The 26189-nt window shown below is 39.4% G+C and carries 27 protein-coding genes; 11 read left to right on the top strand and 16 right to left on the bottom strand.

Annotation, left to right across the window (positions count from 1 at the left end; genetic code table 11):
- Positions 1 to 42 precede the first annotated feature (42 nt).
- Genes sirB1 through hemA form a run of 4 tightly spaced genes read right to left on the bottom strand, consistent with a single transcriptional unit; the run spans position 43 to position 4061 of the window.
- Positions 43 to 852: an invasion regulator SirB1 gene (gene sirB1 / locus ArsFIN_RS08025; RefSeq protein ID WP_026821594.1), complete on the bottom strand. Its 810-nt coding sequence runs from the start codon at positions 850 to 852 to the stop codon at positions 43 to 45.
- A complete protein-coding gene (gene prmC, locus ArsFIN_RS08020; protein ID WP_026821595.1) occupies positions 836 to 1687 on the bottom strand; it encodes a peptide chain release factor N(5)-glutamine methyltransferase in 852 nt (283 codons plus the stop codon). Before prmC ends, sirB1 begins: the two co-directional genes overlap by 17 nt.
- Positions 1687 to 2769 (bottom strand): peptide chain release factor 1, encoded by a 1083-nt coding sequence (prfA, locus tag ArsFIN_RS08015; protein ID WP_026821596.1) that lies wholly within the window; start codon positions 2767 to 2769, stop codon positions 1687 to 1689. Before prfA ends, prmC begins: the two co-directional genes overlap by 1 nt.
- A 29-nt stretch (positions 2770 to 2798) precedes the next feature.
- Positions 2799 to 4061 carry a glutamyl-tRNA reductase gene (gene hemA, locus ArsFIN_RS08010; RefSeq protein WP_026821597.1) on the bottom strand — a complete coding sequence of 421 codons (1263 nt, stop codon included), beginning with the start codon at positions 4059 to 4061 and terminating at the stop codon, positions 2799 to 2801.
- A 244-nt stretch (positions 4062 to 4305) separates the two neighbouring features.
- Between hemA and lolB the strand changes: the two genes are divergently transcribed.
- The 3 genes from lolB to prs all read left to right on the top strand — a co-directional run bounded on the left by lolB (position 4306) and on the right by prs (position 6836).
- Positions 4306 to 4959 carry a lipoprotein insertase outer membrane protein LolB gene (lolB, locus tag ArsFIN_RS08005; protein WP_051296905.1) on the top strand — a complete coding sequence of 218 codons (654 nt, stop codon included), beginning with the start codon at positions 4306 to 4308 and terminating at the stop codon, positions 4957 to 4959.
- On the top strand, positions 4956 to 5822 hold the full coding sequence (gene ispE, locus ArsFIN_RS08000) for a 4-(cytidine 5'-diphospho)-2-C-methyl-D-erythritol kinase (protein ID WP_026821599.1): 867 nt from the start codon (positions 4956 to 4958) through the stop codon (positions 5820 to 5822). The genes lolB and ispE overlap by 4 nt, the downstream gene beginning before the upstream one ends.
- A 66-nt stretch (positions 5823 to 5888) precedes the next feature.
- Complete coding sequence (prs, locus tag ArsFIN_RS07995) at positions 5889 to 6836, top strand: ribose-phosphate diphosphokinase (protein ID WP_026821600.1); 948 nt, start codon at positions 5889 to 5891, stop codon at positions 6834 to 6836.
- Positions 6837 to 7036: 200 nt separating this feature from the next.
- On the opposite strand, the gene ychH is transcribed toward prs, so the two are convergent.
- Entirely contained in the window at positions 7037 to 7294 is a 258-nt protein-coding gene (ychH, locus tag ArsFIN_RS07990) for a stress-induced protein YchH (RefSeq protein WP_026821601.1), read from the bottom strand.
- Positions 7295 to 7589: 295 nt separating this feature from the next.
- Between ychH and pth the strand changes: the two genes are divergently transcribed.
- The 7 genes from pth to ArsFIN_RS07965 all read left to right on the top strand — a co-directional run bounded on the left by pth (position 7590) and on the right by ArsFIN_RS07965 (position 11813).
- Positions 7590 to 8180 (top strand): aminoacyl-tRNA hydrolase, encoded by a 591-nt coding sequence (gene pth / locus ArsFIN_RS07985; RefSeq protein ID WP_026821602.1) that lies wholly within the window; start codon positions 7590 to 7592, stop codon positions 8178 to 8180.
- Positions 8181 to 8299: 119 nt separating this feature from the next.
- Complete coding sequence (ychF, locus tag ArsFIN_RS07980; RefSeq protein ID WP_026821603.1) at positions 8300 to 9391, top strand: redox-regulated ATPase YchF; 1092 nt, start codon at positions 8300 to 8302, stop codon at positions 9389 to 9391.
- Positions 9392 to 9575: 184 nt separating this feature from the next.
- Positions 9576 to 9788 carry a hypothetical protein gene (locus ArsFIN_RS27340; protein WP_246067384.1) on the top strand — a complete coding sequence of 71 codons (213 nt, stop codon included), beginning with the start codon at positions 9576 to 9578 and terminating at the stop codon, positions 9786 to 9788.
- A 6-nt stretch (positions 9789 to 9794) separates the two neighbouring features.
- Complete coding sequence (locus ArsFIN_RS27335; protein ID WP_246067383.1) at positions 9795 to 10448, top strand: DUF3644 domain-containing protein; 654 nt, start codon at positions 9795 to 9797, stop codon at positions 10446 to 10448.
- A 50-nt stretch (positions 10449 to 10498) separates the two neighbouring features.
- Positions 10499 to 10831: a hypothetical protein gene (locus tag ArsFIN_RS27330; RefSeq protein ID WP_246067382.1), complete on the top strand. Its 333-nt coding sequence runs from the start codon at positions 10499 to 10501 to the stop codon at positions 10829 to 10831.
- A 277-nt stretch (positions 10832 to 11108) separates the two neighbouring features.
- Positions 11109 to 11513, top strand: a complete 405-nt coding sequence (locus ArsFIN_RS07970; protein WP_051296906.1) for a helix-turn-helix domain-containing protein — start codon at positions 11109 to 11111, stop codon at positions 11511 to 11513.
- 72 nt (positions 11514 to 11585) lie between these two features.
- Positions 11586 to 11813: a SymE family type I addiction module toxin gene (locus ArsFIN_RS07965; RefSeq protein ID WP_026821604.1), complete on the top strand. Its 228-nt coding sequence runs from the start codon at positions 11586 to 11588 to the stop codon at positions 11811 to 11813.
- Between the two features lie 238 nt (positions 11814 to 12051).
- On the opposite strand, the gene ArsFIN_RS07960 is transcribed toward ArsFIN_RS07965, so the two are convergent.
- The 3 genes from ArsFIN_RS07960 to ArsFIN_RS07950 all read right to left on the bottom strand — a co-directional run bounded on the left by ArsFIN_RS07960 (position 12052) and on the right by ArsFIN_RS07950 (position 14528).
- The gene (locus ArsFIN_RS07960) at positions 12052 to 12768 is read right to left on the bottom strand and encodes an SGNH/GDSL hydrolase family protein (RefSeq protein ID WP_026821605.1); all 717 of its coding nucleotides are present in this window, start codon (positions 12766 to 12768) and stop codon (positions 12052 to 12054) included.
- A 140-nt stretch (positions 12769 to 12908) separates the two neighbouring features.
- Complete coding sequence (locus ArsFIN_RS07955) at positions 12909 to 13136, bottom strand: hypothetical protein (protein ID WP_026821606.1); 228 nt, start codon at positions 13134 to 13136, stop codon at positions 12909 to 12911.
- A gap of 708 nt (positions 13137 to 13844) precedes the next feature.
- Positions 13845 to 14528 (bottom strand): PAS and helix-turn-helix domain-containing protein, encoded by a 684-nt coding sequence (locus ArsFIN_RS07950; RefSeq protein ID WP_026821607.1) that lies wholly within the window; start codon positions 14526 to 14528, stop codon positions 13845 to 13847.
- Positions 14529 to 14628: 100 nt separating this feature from the next.
- Between ArsFIN_RS07950 and ArsFIN_RS07945 the strand changes: the two genes are divergently transcribed.
- Complete coding sequence (locus ArsFIN_RS07945) at positions 14629 to 15918, top strand: cytosine permease (RefSeq protein WP_034249167.1); 1290 nt, start codon at positions 14629 to 14631, stop codon at positions 15916 to 15918.
- 80 nt (positions 15919 to 15998) lie between these two features.
- On the opposite strand, the gene ArsFIN_RS07940 is transcribed toward ArsFIN_RS07945, so the two are convergent.
- From ArsFIN_RS07940 to ArsFIN_RS07905, 8 genes are all read right to left on the bottom strand, one after another.
- Positions 15999 to 16712: a DUF637 domain-containing protein gene (locus tag ArsFIN_RS07940; RefSeq protein ID WP_081700599.1), complete on the bottom strand. Its 714-nt coding sequence runs from the start codon at positions 16710 to 16712 to the stop codon at positions 15999 to 16001.
- Between the two features lie 138 nt (positions 16713 to 16850).
- Positions 16851 to 17612, bottom strand: coding sequence for an IS21-like element helper ATPase IstB (gene istB, locus ArsFIN_RS07935; protein WP_135677409.1), 762 nt, complete (start codon positions 17610 to 17612; stop codon positions 16851 to 16853).
- Positions 17599 to 18639, bottom strand: coding sequence for an IS21 family transposase (istA, locus tag ArsFIN_RS07930; RefSeq protein WP_135677417.1), 1041 nt, complete (start codon positions 18637 to 18639; stop codon positions 17599 to 17601). Before istA ends, istB begins: the two co-directional genes overlap by 14 nt.
- 293 nt (positions 18640 to 18932) lie before the next feature.
- Positions 18933 to 19571: a hypothetical protein gene (locus ArsFIN_RS27325; RefSeq protein WP_246067381.1), complete on the bottom strand. Its 639-nt coding sequence runs from the start codon at positions 19569 to 19571 to the stop codon at positions 18933 to 18935.
- Positions 19572 to 19660: 89 nt separating this feature from the next.
- Complete coding sequence (locus ArsFIN_RS07920) at positions 19661 to 20209, bottom strand: DUF3916 domain-containing protein (protein ID WP_051296907.1); 549 nt, start codon at positions 20207 to 20209, stop codon at positions 19661 to 19663.
- Positions 20210 to 20479, bottom strand: a complete 270-nt coding sequence (locus tag ArsFIN_RS07915) for a hypothetical protein (protein WP_026821613.1) — start codon at positions 20477 to 20479, stop codon at positions 20210 to 20212. It lies immediately after the preceding gene.
- Positions 20476 to 22071 (bottom strand): DUF637 domain-containing protein, encoded by a 1596-nt coding sequence (locus ArsFIN_RS07910; RefSeq protein ID WP_135677617.1) that lies wholly within the window; start codon positions 22069 to 22071, stop codon positions 20476 to 20478. The genes ArsFIN_RS07915 and ArsFIN_RS07910 overlap by 4 nt, the downstream gene beginning before the upstream one ends.
- A gap of 47 nt (positions 22072 to 22118) precedes the next feature.
- Entirely contained in the window at positions 22119 to 25850 is a 3732-nt protein-coding gene (locus ArsFIN_RS07905) for a two-partner secretion domain-containing protein (RefSeq protein ID WP_026821615.1), read from the bottom strand.
- Between the last annotated feature and the right edge of the window lie 339 nt (positions 25851 to 26189).

Here is a 26189-nt window from a genome sequence, read left to right as displayed (position 1 = left end):
TTACCCTTTTTATGACAGCAAATTAATTACGATTTTTGATGATCAATGCAATATAACCTGCTGGCCTTTTATTGAATAGATTTGCATTTTTATCATTTCTGAAACAGGATCTTCTGGGCATTGCTCAACAAAATAATTTAAATCAGAAATGGCAACATGATTACATTCAAGATGAGCAAAAATAAGCCCTCTATCACGTATTTCATAGGGATCTTTCGGATCAAAAATTAATAATGTTTCACAAACTCTTAGTGCTTGTTCCATTTTCTTTTCTTCCATCAACGCCGCTTTTATTGTATCAAACATTTTGCGTATGATAATTCTATGTGCAGTTTCTTCTATATCTTTTCGCGTCAAATGAGCAAAAGGACTAATTGTTCCCTTAACCCATAAATCAAGTATCTGCTCGGTGAGAGTTTCACCATTTATTGGATTAATATACCAATAAGTACCATCATCTCGACGAACGCATAGAATAAGTTGAGTCAGAAAAATAATTGGCATAACCGGCAACTGCAATTGAGTGGCAACATGCAAAAAAATTGTCCCCAATGAAACAGGTGCCCCCTGTCTTGCTATTAGCACTTTATCTAGCCAAAGTGCCTCAGAAAGCGAATAAACCCCTGTTACACCGCTAAAAAGCCAGTCTTGATAAAATAATTTTAATAATATAGATACTTGCGTTTCTATATCATCATCAGCTTGTATTGCTTGCCTCGCTTCTGCAACCAGAAGCCTAAGTTGTGCATTGACTTGTTTAACAGGAAAATCTGGCCGAATAATCCGTGAAACAAGGATAATACCTTCGCTCAGTGGTGCTTTATTAAATTCAAAATCAGCTATGGTTTTCATCACATTTCCATTGACCTACTGTAATACGATCATTACCACCATAATCCTGAAAAGTTACTACCTGTTGATAATGATGACAGGAAAATAACTGCCTTACTTGCCTTCCTTGCAACCACCCGTGTTCGAGTAAAAGCCATCCATTATTAGCTAAATAGTTTGCTGATTGTTCAATTATCAATTGAATGTCAGCCAACCCATGATTAGCCGATATTAATGCTGTTTTAGGTTCAAAACGCACATCACCTTGCTGTAAATGTGGATCACATTCATCAATATAAGGTGGATTACTGACAATCATATCAAATTGCTGAATAGGTAGTGAAGTAAACCAATTACTTTTGCAAAATTTGACATTATTAATTAGCAAATTATCAGCATTAAGTTGGGCTAATGTAATTGCGGCATCACTAATATCAACACCGACTATCTGCGCTTGCGGGCACTCTGATGCTAAAGCTAACGCCACAGCACCGGTACCTGTCCCCAAATCTAATATTTTTACTGCTCGCTTATCCGATAATAATTGTAATGCCCGTTCAACTAAGCATTCTGTATCCGGACGAGGGATTAATGTAACAGATGAAACTTTTATTGGTAACGACCAAAACTCTTTTTCTTCGACTAAATACGCGATAGGCTCACCCCTGGCACGACGAACTAATAAATGTTCAAGCTGCTGTTGTTGCTTGACGCTTAATTCTGTTTCGCCAAACGCTATAAGGAAAGTTCGTGTTTTTCCTGTTATATATTGCAACAGAATTTCAGCATCACGTTTTGCGCTATTACTATGGCAAAGCTGATTAGCCGCATAAGTTAGCCAATGCTGATAATTCATTAATCCTGCTCGGATAAAGCAGAAAGTTGATCTGCTTGATATTCGTTAATAATTGGCTGAATCAACATATCTAATTTTCCCTCTATCACTTCATCTAAGCGATAGAGCGTTAAATTAATACGATGATCAGTGATGCGTCCTTGTGGAAAATTATAGGTTCTAATCCTATCGGAACGATCACCTGAACCGAGTAGATTTCGGCGCTCAGAGGCTTCAGCTTCACGACGTTTCTGCACTTCCGCGGCGCGAATACGGGCAGCTAAAACCGATAGCGCTTTGGCTTTATTTTTATGTTGTGAACGTTCATCCTGACACTCAACCACAATTCCGGTTGGAATATGGGTGATACGGATCGCGGAGTCAGTAGTATTAACGTGTTGTCCACCCGCACCTGATGAACGAAAAGTGTCAATTCTTAAGTCACTCGGGTTAATGTCCGGTAGTTCTGTTGCCGGAATTTCAGCCAGAATAGCAACGGTACAAGCAGAGGTATGAATACGCCCTTGAGATTCAGTTTCCGGCACCCGCTGAACACGATGTCCGCCTGACTCAAACTTTAAACGCCCATAAACACTATCACCCGAAACTTTGGCAATAATTTCTTTATATCCACCATGTTCTCCCTCACTCGCATTCATTACTTCAATGCGCCAGCGACGGGATTCGGCATAGCGATTATACATTCTAAAAAGATCACCGGCGAATATTGCTGCCTCATCACCACCGGTACCGGCCCGAATTTCTAAAAAGCAATTTTTTTCATCATCGGGATCTTTTGGTAACAGCAAAATCTGTAACTGTTGTTCAAATTCTTCATTACGCTTTTTCGCTTCTTTTAATTCTTCCTGAGCCATCTCACGCATTTCAGGATCATGCAGTAATGTTTCAGCCGTCTCAATATCTTGCTGAACAGCGCGCCATGACTGAAAACACTTAGTTACATCAGTTAACTGCGCATACTCTTTAGACAATGCCCGGAAACGCTCTTGATCTGCGATCACTTCTGCATCGACCAGGTGAGCTTGAATTTCTTCGTAGCGTTCCTGCAATGCTTCTAACTTAGCAATTATTGAAGACTTCATTCGTTATGTTAGACCTTACTTAAGGTAGTTTAATTTTGCTCCAGTCCTAAGCTATCTTTTAAAATATTAAGACGATGAATATCACCATCTGTTGCTGCTTGCTGGAGTGATTTGGTTGGTGAGTGGATCAGGCGATTCATTAACTGATAGGTCAATTGGTTGATTACTTGCTCGCTATCTGCACCATTTCGCAGCGAAGCAAGCGCTTTTTCTACCATTTCAGTCCTAATTTGCTCTGCCTGACTACGATAATCACGAATTGTATTGACTGATGACTGAGAACGCAACCAATCCATAAAATAAGCACTTTCTTGCTCAACAATAAGCTCTGCCTGAACTGCCGCCATTTTCCGTTGTTCCAGATTGTGTTGCACGATAGCGTGCAAATCATCAACGCTATAGAGATAAATATTATTCAGCTTGTCAACATCCGGTTCAATATCTCGCGGAACGGCAATATCAATTAGCAACATAGGCTTATTACGCCGGGCTTTCATTGCCCGTTCAACCATCCCTTTACCAATGATCGGTAAAGGACTGGCAGTAGAACTAATAACAATATCTGCTTCCGCTAAACGAGTATCAATTTCAGCTAAAGTGATAATTTCCGCACCAACTTGTTTGGCAAAACGTGATGCGCGTTCACGAGTACGGTTAGCGATAATCAAATGCTTAGCACGATGTTCACACAGATGGCGCGCAGCCAGTTCGATCGTTTCACCGGCTCCTACCAGTAAAATATGCAATTCAGACAGTGATTCAAAAATTTGACGAGCTAGGGTACAGGCTAAAAAAGCAACCGAAACTGCATTAGCACCAATTTCTGTTTCCGTACGAATACGTTTAGCAACTGAAAATGAGCGTTGAAATAAACGCTCCAGCTCGCTCGATAATTTTTTATAATGCTGAGATTTAGAAAACGCTTGTTTAACTTGACCTAAAATTTGTGGTTCACCTAAGACCAATGAATCTAATCCACTGGTAACACGCATTAAATGGCTAACAGCGGCATTATCCTGGTGCCAATAAATACTCGCTTTAACCTCATTTAAATTTAAACGATGATAGCTGCATAACCAGTCAATTAATTGATCTTGCAGAGATTCTTGTGATTCAACACAGAGATAAAGCTCAGTACGATTACAGGTAGAGAGCACAACGCCACCGTGAACAAACGGCTGCTGGAGTAAATTATCCAGTGCATGTTCAATTCGTTCCGGCCCAAAGGTCAACCGTTCACGTAACGTTATAGGCGCGGTTTTATAATTTACACCGAGTGCAAGTAATGTCATATTCACTAAATCAAGTAGCTAAATGGATTCTAAACATCTGTTAAGCACACAAAAATAAAACCGATAACTTTAATAAGGAAATTTTGAGGTAGTATTCTACTTTATGCAACTAAGCAATTAAAGATGTTAAACTAAGCAAATGAATAAATCGGGCATTTTTTCCCAATTATAGTTACATTTATCTGAGTAACATTCTGATCGATAGCAAAAAATTAATATCAACCGAGTGAATAGGAAATATTTAATGATACTCATTGCCAAGCAGTTTGCTAGTTTGCGTCATGTTTGTTGGCGATTTATTCCGCTACTTGCTATTTTTTTGACCGCCTGTACATTTAATCAACAATTAACAACTGAAAAAGACGGTTCAATAACCAATCCCTTATGGATAAGCCACCAGCATCAACTGGCCAAGCTGACAAAATTTCAAACCCGTGGTGCTTTTGCCTATATTGGCCCGGATAATAAAACCTATGCCAAATTCTTTTGGCAACAATATACCCTGTCTAATTACCGCCTGTTGCTGACTAATCCACTAGGAACAACAGAATTAGAGCTCAATGTATCACCAAGCGTTACTCAGCTAATGGATAGAGAAGGTAAAAAATATGTTAATAATCATCCAACACAGATGATTTATCAATTAACGGGGATGGCAATCCCGATTGAAAATCTGCCCTATTGGTTAATCGGCTTACCAACCAATGCTACCTCATTCACATTGGACGAAAATGGGCTGTTAAAAACGATCGAATATAGGCAAAATGGCGAAACCTGGCAGTTAAACTACCTGGCTTATCATCAGGATAGCCAGCCTAAACTACCTAGTCGTATTGAATTAACGCAAGGTAAACAACGTATCAAATTAAAAATGGACAGTTGGACGCTAATCGAATGACATTAACCTGGCCTTCACCAGCAAAGCTTAACTTATTTCTCTATATTACCGGTCGTCGAGCGGACGGTTATCATCAACTTCAGACTCTGTTTCAATTTCTTAATTATGGTGATGAAATCACGATTGAACCACGTGAAGATAAGCAAATTCGGCTAGTTACGCCCTTTATTAATCTACCAGCAGAAAATAACCTAATTATTAGCGCCGCGCGTCTATTACAACATTATTGCCTGGAAACAGGCCGCGCGGATAATCAGCAAGGTGCGAATATTTATGTTAATAAAAGATTACCTATTGGTGGTGGTTTAGGTGGTGGTTCCTCTAATGCAGCGACCACATTGATTGCGTTAAATCACCATTGGCAAACCAATATTGATGATAATACGCTAGCTAAGCTTGCTCGTCAGCTCGGCGCCGATGTTCCGGTATTCGTAAAAGGTCACGCCGCATTTGCAGAAGGCATCGGTGATCAACTTCTGCCGGCAAATCCGGCAGAAAAATGGTATTTAGTGGCTCACCCTGGAATAAATATTGCTACCCAGCAAATTTTTGCTGATCCGGAATTAAAACGAAATTCAATAAAACGCTCATTAAGCGCTTTATTACAAGGGCCATACACAAATGATTGTGAACCAATCGCAAGAAAACGTTTTCCTGAGGTTGAAGAGCTTATTTCATGGCTGCTAGAATATACATCATCACGTCTTACCGGCACAGGTGCTTGCGTTTTTGCTGAATTCGAAACTGAAGTAGCTGCCCGTAAGGTGTTAAATAAAGCCCCAGAGTGGGTGCAGGGTTTTGTTGCGCAAGGCGTTAACCAATCTCCTTTGCATACATTCCGCGCTGGGATTTCCAGATATTGAAGCCATTAATATAATAATATTTTTGGTCGATAATATCTTTATAGACGCAAGCCTGAGGTTTTTTACGTGCCTGATATGAAGCTTTTTGCTGGTAATGCTACACCGGAACTTGCTCAACGAGTTGCCAATCGTCTGTATACGAGCCTTGGCGATGCTGCGGTTGGTCGTTTTAGTGACGGTGAAGTTAGTGTACAAATTAATGAAAATGTCCGTGGTGGCGATATTTTTATCATACAATCAACATGTGCTCCAACAAACGACAACTTAATGGAGCTTGTTGTCATGGTTGATGCGCTACGCCGTGCATCTGCTGGTCGGATCACCGCTGTCATTCCCTATTTTGGTTATGCACGTCAAGATCGCCGCGTACGTTCAGCTCGTGTGCCTATTACCGCTAAAGTAGTGGCCGATTTTCTTTCCAGTGTTGGTGTTGACCGTGTCTTAACTGTCGATCTCCATGCCGAGCAAATCCAGGGTTTTTTTGATGTTCCGGTAGATAACGTTTTTGGTAGTCCAATCTTGTTAGAAGATATGCTACAACAAAATCTAGACAATCCGATTGTCGTGTCACCCGATATAGGCGGAGTAGTACGTGCCCGCGCCATTGCTAAATTATTAAATGATACCGATATGGCGATTATTGATAAACGTCGGCCACGAGCAAACGTTTCCCAGGTTATGCATATCATTGGTGATGTGGCTAATCGAGACTGTGTATTGGTTGATGATATGATCGATACCGGCGGTACCTTGTGTAAAGCGGCTGAAGCACTTAAGGAACGAGGCGCTAAACGGGTATTTGCTTATGCTACCCATCCCATATTTTCTGGTAATGCCGTCGCTAATATTAAAGATTCAGTCATTGATGAAGTGGTTATTTGTGACACTATCCCCTTATCAGCTGAAATCAAACAGCTCAATAAGGTTCGCTCTTTAACGCTGTCAGGCATGTTGGCTGAAGCCATTCGTAGGATCAGCAATGAAGAGTCGATCTCAGCGATGTTTGAACACTAAATAATAAATTACCCTGAGTTAAATTTTTAGCGGCCGCATTGATTAACTTAGTATTACCGAAAACCCTTTGATACTTATCACGGGGTTTTTATTTGCGATAAGATAATAACAGTATAACCCTAATAATAAATGTATTAATTAAAATACGATCAAATTTATTTTGACCGGATATCTTGTTGCTTCAACTAAAACGTTAACGATTAGCGGCGATGACGCTCATCAAAATTTCTTAGCCACCAATAACGATCAGCAATGCCCTCATGCCCTACCACCCTGGCACCGGCTAACCAAATCAAAGCACCAATAAAAAGACTAATCAGTGATATTTCTGCTAAATATTCGGGTAGATCTAACTGAAAAACATGATTGCAAATATTATAGGCGATACTGATCACCATAATTGCCATCCCTGTAACCATCAGGCAATTACCTAATAAAAAAGACTGTTTTCTTTTCATATCATACCCTCCAGAATACTTATCTCTATGTACAATATTAAATAATAAAAATAGCGGCTCTTTTACTATATTATAGTAATAATTTTCTGACAAAGATTGAGGAAGTGATCACACTAGGTAAGATTTTATTCACAAATCTATACATAAAACTATTTTTATTGAAAAAATAGTTACCGTCATGCTACTAACCTGATTAATCGATTTTACTGTCATCAAATTTAACTTTTTGTACTGCGTTGTCAGAAAAGGTAAGCTATGTACCTTAATAAAATTGGCTAAATAGTGAAAGAATATGGTGAGTAACATAAAATTGATCGTCGGTCTGGCTAACCCAGGTGCTGAATATGCGCTAACCCGGCATAATGCAGGTGCCTGGTACGTCGAATTATTAGCCAAACATTATAATCAATTACTCAAAGAAGAGAGTAAATTCTTTGGTTATACCGCCAGGATCAACTTGGCAGGTAATGATGTTCGCTTACTGATACCGACAACCTATATGAATCTCAGTGGAAAATCAGTGTTAGCATTGGCCAATTTTTATCGTATCAAGCCAGCTGAAATCCTTGTTGCCCATGATGAATTAGATTTAATGCCAGGAACAGCCAAAATAAAGTTGGGCGGCAGCAATGGCGGACACAATGGTCTTAAAGATATTCAAAATAAGCTGGGCAACGACCCTAATTTTTACCGTTTACGTATTGGTATTGGTCATCCTGGTGATAAAAATAAAGTTGTTGGATTTGTATTAAGCAAACCGACCCTAGCGGAACAAAAATTAATCAATGACACCATAGATGAAGCAATAGGCTGCACACCGATCCTGCTTAATGAAGGCGTTAATAAAGCAGTAAACCGCTTACACGCGTTTAAGGCAGCAAATTAATAGTATGCCATCATCGCTTCGGCAAGATCATTTTTAGGTGTATAATCAGCGGCAAATTCATTCACATTTATCAATTAGCGATACGCGGTTGAACAGATAAAAATTAAGGTAACATATTTATGGGATTTAAATGCGGTATCGTTGGTCTGCCCAATGTAGGAAAATCAACACTTTTTAATGCACTGACTAAAGCCGGCATCGAGGCTGCAAACTTTCCTTTTTGTACGATTGAGCCTAATACGGGTGTGGTACCGATGCCCGATCCTCGTCTCGATCAATTAGCGCAAATTGTCAAACCACAGCGAGTATTACCGACCACAATGGAATTTGTCGATATCGCTGGATTAGTAAAAGGGGCATCTAAAGGTGAAGGTTTAGGCAATCAATTTTTAACCAACATCCGTGAAACCGAAGCCATCGGCCATGTCGTTCGCTGTTTCGACGATGACAACATCGTTCACGTTGCCGGCCAGGTCGATCCACTCGCGGACATTGACACCATCAATACTGAATTGGCATTAGCTGACTTAGACACCTGTGAACGCGCCATTCATCGTATTCAGAAAAAAGCGAAAGGGGGTGATAAGGAGGCAAAATTTGAATTAGACATTTTGACAAAATGTTTACCCCATCTTGAAAAGGCAGAAATGCTACGGACTTTAGCCTTAAGTAAAGAAGAAAAAGCGGCCATTCGTTATCTCAGCTTTTTAACCCTGAAACCCACCATGTATATTGCCAATGTTAGTGAGGATGGTTTTAAAAACAATCCCCACCTAGATGCAGTCAGTGCCTTTGCTGAAAAAGAGGGGTCGGTTGTGGTGCCAGTCTGCGCCGCTGTTGAAGCCGATATCGCCGAACTGGATGAAGATGAACGCGACGAATTTATGACCGAACTGGGTATTGAAGAGCCAGGACTAAATCGCGTGATCCGCGCCGGTTATCAGTTACTCAATTTACAGACTTACTTCACAGCCGGCGTTAAAGAAGTTCGCGCCTGGACCATTCCAGTTGGTGTCACCGCGCCGCAGGCGGCGGGCAAAATTCACACCGACTTTGAAAAAGGCTTTATCCGCGCCCAAACAATCTCATTTGCCGATTTTATTCACTATAACGGCGAGCAAGGCGCCAAAGAAACCGGCAAAATGCGCGCTGAAGGTAAAGATTATATTGTGCAAGATGGCGATGTAATGAACTTTTTGTTTAATGTTTGACAGGTTTGCTATTTTCACTCTTTCCAACACTTTTTGCATTAGATAGAAACCATAAAAATCCACGCTGTTGCGTGGTTTTTTGTTTTATATCAATAGAAAATCCAACTTATCGCTTAATAATTTAAATTAATTAAAATAGATTTAATTTTTTAAAAACCTCAAGCTAAATAGTTGGAGGATCCAATTGAGTAAATACGATAAAGTTGATTTAGCCTATGATTTTTTGATTCAGCGTGAAAAAAATAATGAGTCTTTTACAATAAATGAACTATCAGCCGCGACAGGATGGAAAAAACAAACTTGCGGAACATATCCTTCAAAAAGATGGCATCAATATATACAAAAGGATGGTAAACATTATTCCATAGCTGGCATATGTTATTTAACTAAAGATTAATTCAGGATGATTCACAGCCAAAAACTTCAATATTCAAATATTACTATTCCATCAGCAAAAAGTATTTTACTTCACAAAGCAAAAGAGTTTGCTCTCCTTGCTGTATCTACTTATAACAACCCATATGCTACTTTCAAAACCTATGGTTATATCGTTAACATCATTATAGCTTATACAGCTTTATTTCATGCGATTTTTGAAAAACACGGGCAAAATTATTACCACACCGATCAAAATGGAAAGGCAATAAAAATTGATGGAGAAAAGAAAGCCTGGGAGCTTAGCGAATGTTCTAATGTCTACTGGCAAGGTATAGAATCGCCTGAAAAATATAATCTCAAATTTTTAATTGGTCTACGTAATAAAATTGAGCATCGAAGTCTGCCAGCTGTTGATTTAGCCGTTGCTGGAGAGTGTCAATCAGCGCTCAGTAACTTTGAGACATTGTTGATTAAAGAGTTTGGTGATGAACAAGCTCTGTATACCAATTTAGCTATCGCCATGCAACTAACTCGAACATCAGAGCAAGCTCAAAATGAGTCTTTAAAGCAACTGCAAACAAAAAACTATAAAGTTGTTAGGCAATATATGGAAACATATCGAGCAAATTTAGATGATTCAATTCTTGAAAGCCAAAAATATCGCCTTCGTGTTTTTTAGTACCAAAATTAGGAAATCATGCTAAATCTTCTGACTTAGCAATCGAATTCGTGAATATCAATAAATTAAATATAGAAGAACGTCGAAATTATGAACAAGGAATAACATTTATTAAAGAGTTAGAAAATCCCTATAAATTAAAACCAACGAAAGTAATCGAACTTGTTAGAAAAAAAATTATATTTTTTAACAGATATTGGCATACCAAATGCTGGCAATATTTTAAAACCAGACCATCAAATATTGACATCTATTTTAAAAATTCATACGTCGCTTATAGTGAAGGATTTGATGGCTATCTTTACTCTAAAAAATGGGTTGATTTTCTTATTTCTGAACTCAAAAAACCCGATGTTTTAGCGGCAGTTAAAAAACATTCTTAGAAAAATTAATAATCAATTTGCATACATAATTTAAAATCATTTAATTGTTCTTATCACCCGCCAAAACAATTACCCTCCAGATTAACAGAGTGTTAGCTAATTTAACGCTCTCTTACTTGTACATAAGTTATAAAGCATTGTGATAAACCAATTCTAGATTTTTTGAGTCAGGTAACTTTTTCAGATTTACTTTAAAAATTTGTTAAGGTTCTTTTATGTACTTTTATAGTATCATTTAATATATCATCGACAAGTCAATCAAGGACGAGCTATTATCATGATCACCATTGATTACGGGTTAATAAACATGAGCTTCTCCCAACGTGTCGTCACCTTACGCAAACAACGTGGATTGACCCAACAAGGACTGTCGGATGCCACATGTATTCATGTCCAACAGATAAAACGCTACGAGTCGGGTAGTTCTTTACCTACGGCTGATGCCCTCAAAAAGCTGGCTGTCGTTTTACATGTCACCTCAGATTTTCTATTGTTTGAGCCAGAAGAATGTGAGCCTAAGGACGATATGAAACTGCGCTTTGAAGCGCTGGCCGCCATGTCAGCAACTGACCAAGCGGTCGTAAAAGCAGTGATTGATGCCATTATGGTAAAAAGCCAAGTCACGCAGGCTGTAACGGAAGTTAGTAAAAACACCAGACATGGCGTTAAAAAGGACAAATAACAAATCAACGCAGTGATAACAGGTTGCAGCCTGTCATCACTGCTAACCACGCAACTAACGGAGATAGTCACGATGGCTAAATGCAATTGTAAAGTAAAACCACTGACGGTGACAGAGGCAACTGTAAAATCAAGAAGATATACAGTTGGTTATTTACCAAATAGACGAAAACCCAACCCCAGCCCACAAATGATCATTAGTGGCAAGTGGCTAAGCGAACTGGGGTTTCATATCGGCAGTCACTTCACCATTAACCGCCAAGCCGGTGAGTTGGTCATTCGGCTAGTTAAAAACCATTGAGGGTTAAAGGATAAACCCAGCGCTTGGCTGGGCTCTTCTAACTATTGTCGTTGTCTTATGCCATTTTGGCGAGTGTCTTCAACAATAACCTAGCATTCTATTTCATTCTGCACGAATAGTTTCCACTATTGCTTCTAAGGCTGATAGTTACATTTTATCTACCATGCAGAATTTTAGGCTTTTTCATCTGCACAAAAATGACATGATACAAACAACCTTATTTTATTTATTGCCCCCCTCAAAGCCTGGTACAGAAATGAGTACAATTAGTTCCTCTAGCGACAGGCAGGGTGCCGAAGGTGTAACCTTTTTCCCATAGCGCCTCACAGATTTTCTGCCATACCACGCGATAAACACGATCCATTGGATGGGCTTTATCTGAGGTAGACACTTTGGTTTTATTACCCATAATAATATCGTAATTACAACTATCGATAAATTGGTTACTGGTGCCAGCGGCTTGTACCCCTGCTAATAAATGTAACTTTTCATACAAATTAGTCATCGATTCGGGTTTCAGTAACGACGCCATATCAACATACATATCGCCATTACGTTCAGTTATCTCTCTTAGCGTGTGGTTAAATAACATTGCTCCACTTTCAAAGTTATTAATCTGTTGCCTGACGTTATCAAAAATACGCTTAGCTTTATCCTTATTGGCAGACGTTTGATATTTCTGCCTGGCAGAATTAACCATCTCCTGATAACGCGCAGCCGATAGTGGCAGTCCCATATTTATATAGATAAAGTGTGCATTACTTGCACCTACGATACTAGCCAGCTCTTTTCTACGTTTATCAGCAACTTTAATGGCTACTTCGCTCATCCGGCTGGCAGGCAAACCAGCCGTGTAAAGGTCGTTAGCGCCAAACCAAACAATAAAAAGAAAATTTTCATCTGTTATCCCTAATGATGAAAAATCTTTCCGAAACGCATTGACCTCATTTTTCATGGTAGTGAGTGAGCATTTGTGAGCAATACCGTACGGTATCCCGCCTGTAGCACCACCGACAGCGTAATTAGCATAGCGAAACCATAGGTCAGAACTCTGTCCCCAGCCGGAATCTTGCGAAAATGATTGATGTTTGCTAGTTAATTTTTTGAGATGCTAGCACTCGCCATCATCAGCGATTCTCCGCCAGTTGCCGCCTCAAACATATGATCTGTCCAGTTACGGCAATCACTATAACGGCCAGTCGGATTAACTGTCATGGCACCGAATGCACTCGCCAGCTTGCCAATAATGGAACTGGCCATCAGACCTGTGTCAGATAAACTGTCACCGAAGACAATAACATTACGAAATCGTGTGGACTGCATTCCTTTTTCCTCACTTGCATTTTAGCGTCATTAAATGGTTTCGTAGATTAAATATGGGTCATAAAGGGTAATAACGACCGAACTATAACTGTTTTACTAATTTGTTTGTCGTTTCTTACCGTTAGTTTTATACATCCAACGGACAAAAATTGAGTGACTTTATTGAATAAATAGAACTATTACGAAAAACGCGTTAACCCATTGTCAAACTTTTATACTTTAATTAACTAACCCTTGTTTTAGCTATACATGGATCAACAGGCAGGCAATATGAAGCGGTAGTTTGTAACGCTAGCTACAATATAACAGTTGGCCAAGCGGTTACTAAAACGATAATTAAAACCAAGCTGATGGAGAGTTAAGTCAAGCAAACTTTAGGGAAAATCAGGCAAAAAGCGGGAGATAGGGATAAAAAAGCGATGCAGTGATGACAGTCGGCTACCTGCCATCACTGCTAACCAAGCAACTCATCTGAGTAGTCACAATGGCCAAAAGCGATTATAAAGTAAAATTTTAGACGGCGAAAGAACCGACTGTAAAATCAAGACGTTGTGCAATCGGTTTTTGACCTAAGCGATGAAAGCCTCACTCCAACTCGCAGGCGGTTATCAGTGGTAACCACTTGAATAACTTTGTATTTTAATTTGCCACCATTTCAGCTTCAGCGACAAAATCGGGCAACGCATTTCAGGTGTTAAGATAGAAAAATCATTCATCAATTATCTGTACACCTTTACGAATAAAATCCATCGGAATATATCTATCAAGTCCTACATGTTTGCAATATTCAATAAGCTGTAAGATACTATGGACATCGGCTTTTTTATAAATTAGCTTTAAATGCCCTTCTACAGTTTGATGTGAAATCCCTAACCGTTTAGCTATTTCTTTCGCTGTTAGACGCTGTTGTGCCCAAAAGATCACTTCTAATTCCCGTTTACTAAAAATATCATTTTGTGCATCAAATTCAATTTTCTGTATGCTTAATCGGTTCATATAATGCAATAACGCGGCATTATCAAGCTCAATGCCGTAACAAACAACACCAACTATATTATTGTTATCGTCATAGAGTGGTGTTTTTTCACAATAATTTGCAATTATATTTGCTGATGAGCTTGAATTATATTTATGAATTTCTATTGCAGCGATTTTTTTATTTTTTTCAATTACTTTTCGATCATGTGCTATAAATTCTGGCCAAAGTTCTTGGCAACGTTCAATCGGTATATCTTTATCAGACTTGCCTTCAAAATCTATTTTATTAAAACCATAATAATCAATTCCCTTTTTATTCATAAATATATAGTCTGAGTTTATATCTTTAACACACCAATTGCCTAAGCTTTTTTCCATAAAAGATAGAATGTTTTTATCGGAAAAAATATTCATATCAAATCTCCTATTATCTTAATTTCCATACAAAATCATATAGTTAAATATATTTAAGTATAGTAATATATTAATTCCATCTTATTTAAAGGAATTAAATATGACTGAGAATGATTATGCTTCTAATAGAGTTCCGATGCAATCTAGGATTGGGATAATTAAAGTCACTTTAGTTAGAATCGGATATTTAACATCGCTAGGTCAATTTATGCTTGGAGCAACATTAGGTCATTCTATGACATTCATGGATGCTATATTAGCGACTTTTTTTGGCAGTTTGATTTTAGAATTTGTTAGTTTAGGATTGGGATTAGCCGGAATGAAAGAAGGTTTATCAACTTCTATTTTGGCGAAATGGTGTGGATTTGGAAAAATTGGTTCGGCAATAATAGGATTAGCGATTGCTACTAGCTTATTAGGTTGGTTTGGTATACAAAATTCTGTTTTGGCAGAAGGAATACAATATATATTTGATTATAAAATAAACTTCACATTAACCTCGGCTTTATCCGGTTTGGGTCTTACTTTTCTAGTTGCTTATGGTTTTCGAGCTTTAAGCTTTACCGCTTTAATTTCCGTTCCGTTATTTTTTATCGTAATTGGTTATATTTTTTCTATTCTTACAAAAGATTTTAATATTATTGATGTTTTTAATAAAATACCAAACGGAAATCGATTAACTATTAGCGAGGGAGCAACAATAGTTGCAGGCGGTTGCATCGCAGGCACTTTAACGACACCAGATATTAGTCGTTATTGTAGAAATACGAAAGATGTCATTTTGATGAGCACAATATCAATAATTGTAGGACCATTTATTGTCAGTGGAATAGCAATATTAATTGCCCATGCGTTAAATACGGCTGATGTAGTAAAAATAATGACAACCAGTGCCGGCGTAATAGGTCTATTAACGGTTATATTATCTGCTATTAAAGTTAATGATGTTAATCTCTATTCTTCATCTTTAGGCATAGCTAATACCATTGAAATTTTTACCGGTAAAAAATTTAAATATTTTCAGTTAACATTAATTGTCGGCTGTATCGGTACCATTTTGTCGATGCTGGGTATTTTAACTCACTTTACTAATTTTCTTTCTTTACTAGGCACTATTTTTCCCCCCATTGCTGCTGTGATGCTAGTTGACTATTATATTTTGCAAACCAGCCGGAAAGTATTAGATGCAAGCAGAGAAAATGGCGTGTTGCCGAATGAATTATCTACGCCATTAATTGGCTGGTCAGCCATTATTGCATGCATTCTAGGCGCTATTATTGGCATAGAAGTTAAGGTGGGGATACCATCATTAAACTCTATTTTAATGGCCAGCCTAGTTTATTTTTTGTTAATGAAAACTAAGATTTTTATTTTTGAAAATAAAAACTAGCTATTAAAACCTGTCTCTTGATTAAGTGATATAAACAAGAGGCAGAGCAAATAACGGTTTATCCATATTATTCAACTAGCCTAAGCAGTCGAGCATTTTTCAGCACTGAGATCAGCAAAAATAGTAGCCCATTTCAATGAATCCGCTAAATCAACACCGCCGTTTAATTCTTCCCATACCCCTATTGCATCAAATGGCGTGCCATCCTGAACTAGCGCGGTGGCTTTATCTCTATTCTCTGCGCTAATTTTGCCATATTTCTGGTAAATCGCTTCTTTCTCAGCCCCAATTCTCTCTGCCTCTTCAAGCTCTTTTTTCATGTCAATAACATTTTTAGCGCTTAAAAAGTTATTCTGCACCGCGATAACACCGGCATCCGCGCCACTATAAGCGCCTTCCGCTGTACCCGAGGCCAAGGCGCCGGCCGCCGCTCCTACTTTATCGCTATCGGCTATCTCTGCACTTAAAGCCGCCATGGCACCATGACTGAGCAGTTTGCCCGGATTGCCAAGTACCTGACCATTTTTAGCGATTAAATGCGCCCCTTCGGCATGTAATTGACGACTGGTCTGGCTGACTAACGCGGCGGCCAGTTTATCTTTAAAACTGCCGCCATTCAGTGCTGTGTCTACTCCTGACGTAATCAGTGATTGCGCCGCCACCCGTTGAACAGTATGTTGCCATTCACCATCACTGAATCTTGGAAAGGTTGGGTTATAGGGTTGGGCGCTGTGCGCAACGCTATCACCGTTACTGAATACTGTCGTATCTAAACCCGCTAGTGACCCTTCGATATACTTAGGCTTAAGTTATTATTATTCTGCGAAACAAAATTTTTATTTTTTAACATTTGGTATTATATGGTGTCAACGATCACCGAAAACTGATCCACTTTTTATCTAAATCCGATCAATCAAAATTGATCCACTGTTTTACTCAGTTATTGCTCCTGAGCGCCGCTTATCTTTCAATCGGTAGCTTTCACCGCTTAATTGCAGTACATGCGAATGATGAAGTAAACGATCAAGCATAGCGGCAGTTAATGTTGCGTCATCAGCAAAAGCACTTGGCCATTGCCCAAATGATAGGTTACTCGTCAATATGACACTGCCATGCTCATAACGCTTGGCAATCACATTGAAAAACAGGTTTGCTTCTTCTCGCCCAAACGGCAGGTATCCAATCTCATCGATAATCAACAACTTCGGGGCCATCACCGAACGTGATAGATATTGTTTGAGCTTATTTTGTCGTTTGGCAGTTGAGAGTTGCAACATCAGTTCAGCTGCCGTGGTAAAGCGGGTTTTCTTCTTGGCCTGTACTGCTTTTAATCCTAACCCAATAGCTAAATGCGTTTTGCCTACACCGCTTGGGCCAAGCAACACGACATTTTCATTACGTTCAATAAACGTTAATGCGCTTAATTCCTGTATGTGTTGTTTGGGGATCCCCGTTGCAAACTTAAAATCGAACGTATTAAGTTCTTTATGTGCTGGGAATCCTGCCATCCGACTCAAAAGATTACGAGTTCGTTCATCTCGTTGTTGTTGCTCACATTTTAACAGGGACAGTAAAAACTCTCCGTAGCTTTTGTCTTGGGCAATGCATTTTTCGGCAAGTGATGACCAATGAGTCGGAATAGAATTTAATTTCAATGACTCACACAGGTGTTCAATTTGTTCATGCAATAACATGTTCACCTCCCAGTAATGCTTCGTATACGCTGATTGAGTGTTGCAAACTGACAGATTCAAGGGGCGGTACGATAGGGATATTAAGCGTATTAGTCTGTGGGATAGATTGGCAAACCCTTGCTGGTAAGGGTAGAAGAGACTTAACTTCCTTAGCTAATCTATCTGCTGGCTTCTCTAACGTTGTTCCATGAATTCGCTGATGGGCAACGCGTTGTAACCATGGACCCACTTTTGCATTAGCTATTTCAATATCCAGTTCAAGATTATGAGCACGAAGGTCGGTGTTTAATGGCACGATAAAGCTGTTTTTTAAATAGTGGTTAAAGCGCTCTACTTTCCCTTTCGTTTTTGCCCTGTAGGGCTTGCAAGCCTTCAATTTAAACCCGTAATCTTTCGACATTTGAAGCATTTCGACATGTAATTTATGATCACCTTCTGCATAAGCATCCCGTTCGATGATGAGGGATTTTGCGTTATCACACAATACTTCCTGTGGTACACCACCAAAGTAGTCGAAAGCTTCTCTTAAACCTTGCTGCCACGATTCTGCTCGTTCATTATCAAAGAACTTTACATAACTCGCACGCGAATAGCCTAGCGTTGCAACAAACGCTTTCAGCGATTTTTTACCTCGCCGGATGCTGGTGAAGTCGATTTGCATTTGTTGACCTGGCTGTGTTTCAAAACGGACGACTACTTCGGGAACAATGCTTGGTTTAAATTGACAAACAAATCGGCGTAATTGAGCAATACCACCTTGATAGCCGTTTTCAACTACCTCATCAAATAAGACTGTTGCAGGGATCCAATCAGGTTTAGCCAGTTCAATTCGCTGAAGCAAATAAGGTTTAAAGGGGGATAATTTAGTCGGTTGTTGACTTCTTTTAGCATAAGTTGGCATTGTCTGTTGTTGTAAATGATGTTTTACGGTGTTACGGGATATACCCAACTCACTGGCAATTTTTCGAAGGCTTTGTCCTTGTGCAAAGCGAACATGAATATCCACAAATATCTCCTTGGTTAACATAAATTATCCGTACAAAAATGTGCGAATAATACCAAGTGGATCAGTTTTAGATGATCGTTAGTGGATCAGTTTTGCATGATCGGTGACAATATGGTAAAAGAACCAAATTATTAGGCTAGCTGCAATAGCACCATATACCCCTCCTTTTAGCCCTAACCACAATATATCTAATTTAAAAACTCCCTCAGATAAGTATGAGAGTCCTTCAAAAAACAGGAAAGTAACTAACACTATAAAATTTAAACATAGAGCAATTAGTAAGAAAATTTTTATCAATACAAAGAGGCTTTTTATCATTTCTGAGCCTCTTTATCTTTTTCTAAAAATTTTGGTACCAGCTCTGATACAACTGATCCCCCCATATTTCCCATGTTAGAAGGAAGAGAGTGCTGTGGGACTGGCTTAGTTATAGTCCAAATGCCTGTTGGTACCCATTCATACTGTTTCGATACAGGATTTAATTTCTTATTCATCGGTACCTTAATAATATTACTAGTTGCATATCCACCAGATGCACCAGCTTTACTTAATAATGCAGAAATAAACGGGTCATCACCTTTAATTTCAGCAGTGTAATAACCTCCTGCCGCATTCCAGGTTACTGTTGGATTGTATCCTTTTCCTGTTGTAATCGAGCCAATAACGCCGGCGCCAATAACATCAGACAGTTTAACTTCTCCGGTTATACCATATTGGATCCCTGCATTAGCCGCACTAGATATTCCTACTGCGATTAATTGCTCTTTACCTTTTGTGACACTATTGGTAACTATCGCTTTTGCTCCCATCACGGCGACAGGCCAAGAGCTCGGATCCATTATCACTACCAGCGTTCTATCCCCTTGCGTGATATTTTCTTGCAAGAATTTCAAATCTGTTCCATTAAGGTAATTCACTAAAGCGGCTACCACTGAGACTTTGCAATTTTGCATTTCATTATCTGGTTGACGAATCTCAGCTGAACTCAGATAATCATTCTGCATATTATCGACATTAAGCTCCTATGAAATAGAAATTTTAATTAAAACTTATTTACTTCACCAATATACCATTGTTCAGAATAATAAAGATCTCCCTCATCATCTTCATCAACTCTCAGAATTCCTAATTCTGAAAAACCGTTAGGTAATTTTAAATTCCACTCCTTACTTAAACTTCTATTACTAAGAAGGCCAGTTTTCCCTAGATAACTTTCTCCGGATTCCGTATGAAGCTTAAAATATTCTTCCGATGTAAATATGCATAATTCACTTGCAAACATATCTGGTAATACAATGTTGCATGTAACCCTTATATTATTTTCATTATGCGGTTTGGCCTGATAAATATTATAAGCCGCATCTATTAAAGCCTGAGCACATAATGATTGTATATTTTGATTAGTTTGCTTCCCCTGCACCAAAGCCATATGAACAGGGATTTTTACATTCCAATAGCCACATAAATAATTATCATCGGAGAGTTCTGGAAATTTAGCTCTATATGATTCTGACCATTTTTGCAATGTTCGCAATCTACGAGGTATTCCTCTCAGTTTTTTATTACTTAAAGCCAATCTCCGCATTGACATTTATAATTTCCTACCTTTTCCTGCTTCAGTTTTAACTTGATTTATAGTTCCATCTAAATTTAAAACAGCCTTGAAATCCCCTCTTTTATCAAACAATTCTAAGTGATTTTTATGCTGACCATCTAAATAATATTGGTCTCCTTTTTTGATATTAGTACCAATATTATTTGATGCCTGATACACACTCTGCCCCTGATAAACTTGACTAGTTTTTTGCGAACTTCCCTTCATTTCGCTACCAAAACCAGGCTGTCTAAAAAACTCACTCATATTACCAACTGCGTCTTGATTTGGTTGATATGGTGACTTGGTCCCCTAATCCCAATCGCCGAAATCCCTGAGCCTGCAACCGCGCCTCTAACCCCTGCGTTTTCGGCAATTTCTTTACCTTGCAGCGCAATTTTGACTGTCGTCGGTAAAGACTGATAAATCGCTTGCGCACTTTGGCCATTTTCGGCCTTCACAAAATTAGTCAACTGAGTTTGGTCTTCAGCACTGAGATCAGCAAAAATAGTAGCCCATTTCAATGAATCCGCTAAATCAACACCGCCATTTAATTCTTCCCATACCCCTATTGCATCAAATGGCGTGCCATCCTTAATTTCAGCGATGGCCTTTTCTTTGTTTTCTTGGCTAATTTTGCCGTATTTAGCGTAAATCCCTTTTTTATCTGCGCCCGTTCTCTCAGCCTCTTCAAGCTCTTTTTTCATGTCAATAACATTTTTAGCGCTTAAAAAGTTATTCTGCACCGCGATAACACCGGCATCCGCGCCACTATAGGCGCCTTCGGCGGTGCCCGAGGCCAAGGCGCCGGCCAGGCCGCCTATCACTCGGCTGGTGTCGAGGATTTTTTGCTGGCGATTTGAACTATCAACATAGTAATTATCGCCCAAGCCAATTGCCGCCAATTCAGCAGCAAAGGCGCCGGCCGCCGCTCCTACTTTATCGCTATCGGCTATCTCTGCACTTAAAGCCGCCATGGCACCATGACTGAGCAGTTTGCCCGGGTTGCCAAGTACCTGACCATTTTTAGCGATTAAATGCGCCCCTTCGGCATGTAATTGACGACTGGTCTGGCTGACTAATGCGGCGGCCAGTTTATCTTTAAAACTGCCACCATTAAGCGCCGTGTCTACACCTGACGTAATCAGTGATTGCGCCGCCACCCGTTGAACAGTATGTTGCCATTCACCATCACTGAATCTTGGAAAAGTTGGGTTATAGGGTTGGGCGCTGTGCGCAACGCTATCACCGTTACTGAATACTGTCGTATCTAAACCCGCTAGTGACCCTTCGATAGCCATCGAGGCAATAATCGATTTGACTGATTGGCTGCTGCCAAGCTCTTTGAGGGTCGCTGAAATATCCCCCTGATTACTCGCCAGTGAAACCGCCGCTTTTGCGGCAATCGCTCTTACACCGGCTGAGACTGCCCCCTGCATGACAATCGCACTCGTGCCACTCAAGCCAGCCGCCGAGGCCGCGCTTATTCCTGCCGGTATCGCCAAGGCCGAGGCGGCTGCACCGGTCGCAATCGCTATCACCGCTGCGCTGACCGGATGTAGTTGTTGTTGCGTGATATCCCAGCTTTTATACTCATTTTCCACTTTATGCCAATTAACGTCCGGATTGTCTTGCAGTACTTTCAACCATTGAGACTCAGGCGAATCACCTAAACTGGCAATAACCTGTTTTAGCGTTTGTCCTTTTTGACCGTTAACATCTGCTTCGATTCCTTGTGCGGCATTTACTGTTAGCTCACCACCATATTGGATCGTCGGTAACTGCCACACTGCTGAATACGAACCTTTATCGCGCCGAGTAATAAAGATATCTTTTGAGTTACTAATGGTTTGATTCAAGGTTTGGTTCTGCACCGCCTTGAACAGAACACGGCCCTGGGTGCTGGTTAACGTTGCGTTGCGTTGCGTTGGGTATTAATTTTTGTCGCTTCATAGATACTGTCATTATAACTCAACAAACTGATATCATTACCGGCATGAAATTCAGTCACTCGGTTTTTTACTGCATGATAGGTACGATGCTCACTATTTTTAGTTAAACACAATGTCCAACGATTACAACTTTTACGTTTTTCTTCATAGTGTTCAGTCTCTTCCATCGCCTGAGCGTAGAGATAGCCTCCTTGCGCAGCAATATCCATTGTTTGCTGTGCCTTAAGATTAGCGGCCTGAAAAAGCAGATGGCCACCAGCGAGGATGTTAAGCGCACCCCCACTTTGAATTTCAACCCCTTGTTGATAGGTTTTATCAATTAATTTGCCATGCTGCCAACCGTGATCGCGATTTTTTAGCGCTTTTAATTCTGTATTGCCGGCCGATACCAGCGTAAGATCGCCGGTTGCATGCAATTGAGCACCGTTGATAAGCAAGTGTTGTTTACTGAATAAATCTAAACGACCACCACTGTGTAGTTGCGTAGTTAGGTGACGAAGTTTTTCATAATAGCCATCAGATTCGATTTCTGCTCGATAAGGTACGTCATCAATGACAAACTCATTGCCAGCAGTCAGTGCCATTGCCCCACCACTTTTAATATTGGCGGCTTGTAAAAAAAGATTTTCACCGGCCACCATATGTAATGCGCCACCAGACTGTATTACTGGCGTGAAACTTTGTGGTTGATAAGTATGTTCAAGCTCTTTTTGGGCGATTAAATCGGTTGTCAGGAGCTTGACAGAGAGGTCAATGTTACGTCCAGCAAAGAGATGGGTGGCTTGCTTAGATGATAATTCGGCGGCCTGCAAGTTAAGATCGCGACCCGCATTGAGCAGTAAAGTCCCCTCAGAGGTCAAATAAGATTTAAATGCTTGGGTTCTAGGTGATTTTATATTACTGCTCAAATCAAAAGGCAATTTAAGCTGCGGAGAATAAAACGATGCCGTTAAGGTATTAAAATTGGTAAAACGACGTTTTAATAGCAGATAAAAATTGTCTTGTAGCTTAAATGGCGCGGGTGCTAACTGAATATCGTTACCAGCGAAGACTTCTATTCCTTGCTCAGCCTCTAAATCCAAGCCATTAAAAACAATATCTTTACCGGCATTAAGTAAAATATGGCGCGCTTTTTGCCATTTAGGTTGATATTGCTCACTCGTTTCTAAGTCGCGTTGATAATTATATTCTTTATCATGGAAATCATAGATTGATTTTAAGTTCAGTTCTAATCGATCATAATGCAGCGGTTTGTTAAACAACGCTTTTTCCGGGCGATTGAAATAAATACTGCCTTTAGTGGTAATATTGATTATTGGCACATTTAACGCCACTTTGTTATCAATTTGTATATCCTGGCCGGCAATCATATCCAACCGGTTTTTCGCCGCAAGCAATTTATATTTTGGCGCTATATCAAAGTAAGGAAGTAAGTCTTCATCTGGCAACAAATCATACTGCCAAAAATCATCGTCATCGTAGCGTTGATATTCAGCTGCTTGATAGCGGATAGCCCCATTTTTACTCAGTAGCAGCACATTATGGCCTGCTAAGCCGGTATCCGTTAGTGCAATGTCATTCCTGGCGATCAGGTTAAGTTCGTTGTTAGCGCTAAGCTCGCTATTATTGAGTACAATATTTTCACTGCTAATCAACAGATTATTTTGTGCCTGGGCTGATAATGAGCCAGTGAGCTGTTTGCTATTTAGGGTAATATTTTTGCCGACTAAAAGTTGTTTATCATCGAACTTTTCATGTAATTCAGCCACTGAATTAAGGGCGTGTGGATAGTTTTTATTGTATTGCAGGTTATCAGCACTGATAACCAGGTTGTTGGTCGCTGAAAATCTGGCCGCTAAAAAATCGTGATCCCGCCAAAGGCCTATTTCTGGCTGGTTAACGGGTATTAAGTGAGTCGCGCTGTCATAAATAAATGATTCATAAGGTGCTTTTTCTGCTATGTCTGCCGGTATAAATGACAGATATTGACCATAATCGACAAAATAACGAATGCGAGCATCTTCATGATCACTTTTTTTATATGCATGATGCTCTGGTATATAACCGAATATTTGATGTAAAGATCCTTGCAGTAAAACATAGTTAGCCCGTTTATCTAACGCATTGTGCATCGCTACCCAGGCGGATTTTTCACCCAGTTTCTGGCTAATGGCAGTGATATTCTTACTGTGCAGATAACTATCATTACGGGACTTAATAATCGATTTATCATTAACTAATTGATCACTTTTAATATAGAGATTGTTACCGGCAGAAATGCGCCCAATGACTAGCGGGGAAGCTAATGTGTAAGTCGTTTTCTCCAATTGCACAAATTGCGTAAACAATGGATCAATTTCACCAAACCAGCGCTGTTTGCCATTGATCTGATAATTGGGTTTTAGTTTTATGCTGAGAACAACACCGTGGCCATACGCTCTGACAACATACTCTTTAACTTTATTACTGTCCGGTGTTATCAATTGTTGCGTGATGTCAGGGTTATTAGTTTGGTTAATTACATGCTTGGCTCTCAGGAACAAATCACCGGTTTGGGTTGAGATAGTGGCCGCGCTATTTTCAATTCTTTCACTAAGCTCACCTCGGGCATTTTTTTGCAGCCAGAGATGGTTATAGGCTTCAATTTTAGCGCTTTCACCTTGATTATGGATGATATTACTAAATAGATGCATATTTTGTTGAGCGGTTACTTTACCTTGATTAATTAGGCTATCGCTTTCAACTAATAGATCTTGCTGTGATACAATTTCACTGGTTGCTGGGATTATAACGGCTGGCGCTTTGGCGGTTAAATGGCCTTTAGTGGTAATATGACCTAGCGTCAGTTTGCCTTTAGCAGAAACAAATAAATCTCTTTCACTGGTTTTAATATTGTCCAGCTTCACATCACTGCCTGGCTCGGTAGCAATTATTTTAACTCGATTGGCATAAATGCCACCCAGTGCGGTAATGTTAACGGCAAATTGCGGTTTTAGGCTCGGGTTAGTTATTTGTGAAACCGTTCCAGTCTGATAATCAATTGCATTAGTACCTTGCAGTAAACTAATATTTTTGCTGTGAATACTGGCATTGATGGTAGCAGTCTGGCTGATCATCTCAGTATAATTTTGACTTCCACTATTGAGCCCTTTATTACGGAACGTAATATCCCCTTTTTTCACCCTTATATGGCTAAATTCACCTTGTTGATTCAGTGTCGGCTGGCCAGTCGTTAAGGTTAATCCACCAATATTGCTGAAATGACAGCCATCACAGCTGATGCCATTTGGATTGGCGATAATCACATCCGCTTGCTTGCCTGCGATTTCCAATTTGCCATTAAGTTGTGAAGAAGATGAACCAGTGACTTCATGAATGATCAAGCTTGCCGCTCGCTCAGTCAACTGTTCATTTTTAGCCAGTTGGCCAGCCAATTCACTATTAGCGGATTGGATTGCGTTGTTTAAGACCGCACCTTGTGGCGGTATATTGAATTGCTGATAATGATTATGGGAAATACCTGCCTGATTAGGCGCTGCTATATTGATAATAGGAATTTGATTTTTAACCGTTAGTTGAGTTTTGTCATTCGCCGGTTGGATAGTGGAACTGAAAACCGGCAACAGAGGATAACTGGCAATGAGATAAACTATTTTGCTGCTATAACAAATATTTTTATTTTTCATAGCATTACCTATATTCTATTTTTGAATAAATATGAGGATGAAAGCTATCGTCTCAAAAATAGAAAGGAAAATTTAATAGGCAATATATAATAATCAATAATTTAATTAGTTATTATAATAATTATCAATTTTTTATTTATAATTCAAGATGTTAAATTTTAGTAATGCGATTTTGTTTTTATTCCTAAAATTAAATACAATTTTTATAATTTTTTGTTTAATAAATAAAAGCCAGTGATTATATCATCGCTCGCTTTAATAGAATTATGGATGGTAATTAAATTCAGTTAACGACTCACGATGATAAAAGCTTGAGCAATACGCTGATGTTTACTGCTA

The organism is Arsenophonus nasoniae (assembly GCF_004768525.1).
Classification (GTDB): Bacteria; Pseudomonadota; Gammaproteobacteria; order Enterobacterales; family Enterobacteriaceae; genus Arsenophonus; species Arsenophonus nasoniae.
This window is presented reverse-complemented; position numbering and strand designations above follow the sequence as displayed.

Excerpts from the sequence above, each read along its gene's own strand:
- sirB1 (WP_026821594.1), bottom strand. The coding sequence starts at position 852 with ATGAAAACCATAGCTGATTTTGAATTTAATAAAGCACCACTGAGCGAA.
- prmC (WP_026821595.1), bottom strand. The coding sequence starts at position 1,687 with ATGAATTATCAGCATTGGCTAACTTATGCGGCTAATCAGCTTTGCCAT.
- prfA (WP_026821596.1), bottom strand. The coding sequence starts at position 2,769 with ATGAAGTCTTCAATAATTGCTAAGTTAGAAGCATTGCAGGAACGCTAC.
- hemA (WP_026821597.1), bottom strand. The coding sequence starts at position 4,061 with ATGACATTACTTGCACTCGGTGTAAATTATAAAACCGCGCCTATAACG.
- lolB (WP_051296905.1), top strand. The coding sequence starts at position 4,306 with ATGATACTCATTGCCAAGCAGTTTGCTAGTTTGCGTCATGTTTGTTGG.
- ispE (WP_026821599.1), top strand. The coding sequence starts at position 4,956 with ATGACATTAACCTGGCCTTCACCAGCAAAGCTTAACTTATTTCTCTAT.
- ychH (WP_026821601.1), bottom strand. The coding sequence starts at position 7,294 with ATGAAAAGAAAACAGTCTTTTTTATTAGGTAATTGCCTGATGGTTACA.
- ychF (WP_026821603.1), top strand. The coding sequence starts at position 8,300 with ATGGGATTTAAATGCGGTATCGTTGGTCTGCCCAATGTAGGAAAATCA.
- ArsFIN_RS27335 (WP_246067383.1), top strand. The coding sequence starts at position 9,795 with ATGATTCACAGCCAAAAACTTCAATATTCAAATATTACTATTCCATCA.
- ArsFIN_RS07970 (WP_051296906.1), top strand. The coding sequence starts at position 11,109 with ATGATCACCATTGATTACGGGTTAATAAACATGAGCTTCTCCCAACGT.
- ArsFIN_RS07965 (WP_026821604.1), top strand. The coding sequence starts at position 11,586 with ATGGCTAAATGCAATTGTAAAGTAAAACCACTGACGGTGACAGAGGCA.
- ArsFIN_RS07960 (WP_026821605.1), bottom strand. The coding sequence starts at position 12,768 with ATGAAAAATGAGGTCAATGCGTTTCGGAAAGATTTTTCATCATTAGGG.
- ArsFIN_RS07955 (WP_026821606.1), bottom strand. The coding sequence starts at position 13,136 with ATGCAGTCCACACGATTTCGTAATGTTATTGTCTTCGGTGACAGTTTA.
- ArsFIN_RS07950 (WP_026821607.1), bottom strand. The coding sequence starts at position 14,528 with ATGAATATTTTTTCCGATAAAAACATTCTATCTTTTATGGAAAAAAGC.
- ArsFIN_RS07945 (WP_034249167.1), top strand. The coding sequence starts at position 14,629 with ATGACTGAGAATGATTATGCTTCTAATAGAGTTCCGATGCAATCTAGG.
- istB (WP_135677409.1), bottom strand. The coding sequence starts at position 17,612 with ATGTTATTGCATGAACAAATTGAACACCTGTGTGAGTCATTGAAATTA.
- istA (WP_135677417.1), bottom strand. The coding sequence starts at position 18,639 with ATGTTAACCAAGGAGATATTTGTGGATATTCATGTTCGCTTTGCACAA.
- ArsFIN_RS27325 (WP_246067381.1), bottom strand. The coding sequence starts at position 19,571 with ATGCAAAATTGCAAAGTCTCAGTGGTAGCCGCTTTAGTGAATTACCTT.
- ArsFIN_RS07920 (WP_051296907.1), bottom strand. The coding sequence starts at position 20,209 with ATGTCAATGCGGAGATTGGCTTTAAGTAATAAAAAACTGAGAGGAATA.
- ArsFIN_RS07915 (WP_026821613.1), bottom strand. The coding sequence starts at position 20,479 with ATGAGTGAGTTTTTTAGACAGCCTGGTTTTGGTAGCGAAATGAAGGGA.
- ArsFIN_RS07905 (WP_026821615.1), bottom strand. The coding sequence starts at position 25,850 with ATGAAAAATAAAAATATTTGTTATAGCAGCAAAATAGTTTATCTCATT.